Origin of the sequence: Tuberibacillus calidus DSM 17572 (genome assembly GCF_000430685.1) — a bacterium.
Lineage (GTDB): Bacteria > Bacillota > Bacilli > Bacillales > Sporolactobacillaceae > Tuberibacillus > Tuberibacillus calidus.
In genome coordinates, this window is sequence record NZ_AUMM01000087.1 from 1 (window position 1) to 2,126 (window position 2,126).

At 47.0% G+C, this 2,126-nt stretch carries 1 protein-coding gene and 16 tRNA genes; all 17 read left to right on the plus strand.

Annotation, left to right across the window (positions count from 1 at the left end):
* Nucleotides 1-19 precede the first annotated feature (19 nt).
* Nucleotides 20-94: transfer RNA gene (locus H532_RS0113990), tRNA-Asn, on the plus strand.
* Nucleotides 95-98: 4 nt separating this feature from the next.
* Nucleotides 99-190 (plus strand) — tRNA-Ser (locus tag H532_RS0113995).
* Nucleotides 191-201: 11 nt separating this feature from the next.
* Nucleotides 202-276, plus strand: a tRNA-Glu gene (locus H532_RS0114000).
* 72 nt (nt 277-348) lie between these two features.
* Nucleotides 349-424: transfer RNA gene (locus H532_RS0114005), tRNA-Val, on the plus strand.
* A gap of 4 nt (nt 425-428) precedes the next feature.
* Nucleotides 429-503 (plus strand) — tRNA-Met (locus tag H532_RS0114010).
* Between the two features lie 42 nt (nt 504-545).
* Nucleotides 546-621: transfer RNA gene (locus H532_RS0114015), tRNA-Asp, on the plus strand.
* A gap of 5 nt (nt 622-626) precedes the next feature.
* A tRNA-Phe gene (locus H532_RS0114020) sits at nt 627-702 on the plus strand.
* Between the two features lie 14 nt (nt 703-716).
* Nucleotides 717-792 (plus strand) — tRNA-Thr (locus tag H532_RS0114025).
* A 65-nt stretch (nt 793-857) separates the two neighbouring features.
* Nucleotides 858-942, plus strand: a tRNA-Tyr gene (locus H532_RS0114030).
* Between the two features lie 10 nt (nt 943-952).
* Nucleotides 953-1,026 (plus strand) — tRNA-Trp (locus H532_RS0114035).
* A gap of 17 nt (nt 1,027-1,043) precedes the next feature.
* Nucleotides 1,044-1,120 (plus strand) — tRNA-His (locus tag H532_RS0114040).
* An 11-nt stretch (nt 1,121-1,131) separates the two neighbouring features.
* A tRNA-Gln gene (locus H532_RS0114045) sits at nt 1,132-1,206 on the plus strand.
* Between the two features lie 3 nt (nt 1,207-1,209).
* A tRNA-Gly gene (locus H532_RS0114050) sits at nt 1,210-1,284 on the plus strand.
* Between the two features lie 58 nt (nt 1,285-1,342).
* Nucleotides 1,343-1,416, plus strand: a tRNA-Cys gene (locus H532_RS0114055).
* 16 nt (nt 1,417-1,432) lie between these two features.
* Nucleotides 1,433-1,521: transfer RNA gene (locus H532_RS0114060), tRNA-Leu, on the plus strand.
* Nucleotides 1,522-1,538: 17 nt separating this feature from the next.
* Nucleotides 1,539-1,624, plus strand: a tRNA-Leu gene (locus H532_RS0114065).
* Nucleotides 1,625-1,893: 269 nt separating this feature from the next.
* A complete protein-coding gene (locus H532_RS20455; RefSeq protein ID WP_155995068.1) occupies nt 1,894-2,040 on the plus strand; it encodes a hypothetical protein in 147 nt (48 codons plus the stop codon).
* The last annotated feature ends 86 nt before the right edge of the window (nt 2,041-2,126 follow it).

The window sequence follows — 2,126 nt, forward strand, 5'->3', positions numbered from 1 at the left end:
GATACCTTTTCCAGATCATTCCGCAGTAGCTCAGTGGTAGAGCAATCGGCTGTTAACCGATCGGTCGCTGGTTCGAATCCGGCCTGCGGAGCCATCACGGAGAGCTGTCCGAGTGGTCGAAGGAGCACGATTGGAAATCGTGTAGACGGTTACAGCTGTCTCGTGGGTTCGAATCCCACGCTCTCCGCCATACATAAGCAAGGCCCCTTGGTCAAGTGGTTAAGACACCACCCTTTCACGGTGGTAACACGGGTTCGAATCCCGTAGGGGTCACCAACCTTAATAAAAAATGCTTGATTTTCTAGTAAAAATAAGGTATAATAGAAAATGTCTTTAACGACTATAAATGGAGGATTAGCTCAGCTGGGAGAGCATCTGCCTTACAAGCAGAGGGTCGGCGGTTCGATCCCGTCATCCTCCACCATTATCGCGGGGTGGAGCAGTGGTAGCTCGTCGGGCTCATAACCCGAAGGTCGCAGGTTCAAATCCTGTCCCCGCAACCAAATTTAATTTAAATCTCGTAATATAATGTGCATAGATTTAATGGATCCGTGGTGTAGCGGTTAACATGCCTGCCTGTCACGCAGGAGATCGCCGGTTCGATCCCGGTCGGATCCGCCATTTATGGCTCGGTAGCTCAGTCGGTAGAGCAGAGGACTGAAAATCCTCGTGTCGGCGGTTCGATTCCGTCCCGAGCCACCATTTTTATCATTGATGCCGGCCTAGCTCAATTGGCAGAGCAACTGACTTGTAATCAGTAGGTTGGGGGTTCAAGTCCTCTGGCCGGCACCATTATTCTATATGGAATATACTTTTTAATAAAAAAGGATTTTACTCCTCTAAGCTTCATATATTGTGGAGGGGTAGCGAAGTGGCTAAACGCGGCGGACTGTAAATCCGCTCCCTCAGGGTTCGGCGGTTCGAATCCGTCCCCCTCCACCACCACCAGTTTAGGGGCATAGTTTAACGGTAGAACAGAGGTCTCCAAAACCTCCAGTGTGGGTTCGATTCCTACTGCCCCTGCCATTTCTTAATGAATTTTGGCGGTTGTGGCGAAGTGGTCTAACGCACCGGATTGTGGATCCGGCATTCGTGGGTTCGAAACCCATCAACCGCCCCATTACCTTGCATTGGCCCATAGCCAAGCGGTAAGGCAGCGGATTTTGGATCCGCGATGCCCAGGTTCGAATCCTGGTGGGCCAGCCATATGCGGAAGTAGTTCAGTGGTAGAACACCACCTTGCCAAGGTGGGGGTCGCGGGTTCGAGTCCCGTCTTCCGCTCCATTTTACAAATAATTTGGAGCATGTAATATTTCCACTTGTTGATGGCTATGGGAATTAGGGCGGCATAGCCAAGTGGTAAGGCAGAGGTCTGCAAAACCTTTACCCCCGGTTCGAATCCGGGTGCCGCCTCCAAAATAAATATGGCCAAGCCGGGGTGGTGGAATTGGCAGACACACAGGACTTAAAATCCTGCGGTAGGTGACTACCGTGCCGGTTCGAGTCCGGCCCTCGGCACCACTTTTACATTAGGAATTGCCAGTGTGGCGGAATTGGCAGACGCGCACGACTCAAAATCGTGTTCCCTCAAGGAGTGTGGGTTCGACTCCCACCACTGGCACCAATACATAACTGATACGACATGACTTCAACGATTAGGTTGAGGTCTTTTTTATTTGATTTTTACACGTCAAAAATAATCCAAAATCGTGTGCGTAGGAGGTTTATTGTGAAAAGAAGAACAGAGTTAATTGGATAACAGAGATAGAGCTTCTTATAAAAACAATTCGTCGTAAAAGGACACTAGTGGATCAAATAAGAATCTTCCATTCGGGCTCAAAGAAAGTCAATTGATTTATTCTATAACAGCATAATTTAAAGGAGTAGATTTAAATGAACAATAAGATGACTGCACAGCAAATTCTTGATGCAATTGAGAAAATGGAAAATGGAGAACGTTGGATACTTCTAAATGAACTGTTTTATAAGTACTTCAACAAAGATGGGCTTGAATATCATCCAGCGGATTTTGATTACTAAGACTGAAAGGAGAATAGGGGAATTATCTTTTTCTATTTAGGGTCTACTGAATAACAAAAAAAATGTTGATTTAACAAGGGTTTTTC

What these genes read in the sequence shown, in the direction of transcription:
- H532_RS20455 (WP_155995068.1), top strand. Translation starts at nt 1,894, where the DNA reads ATGAACAATAAGATGACTGCACAGCAAATTCTTGATGCAATTGAGAAA.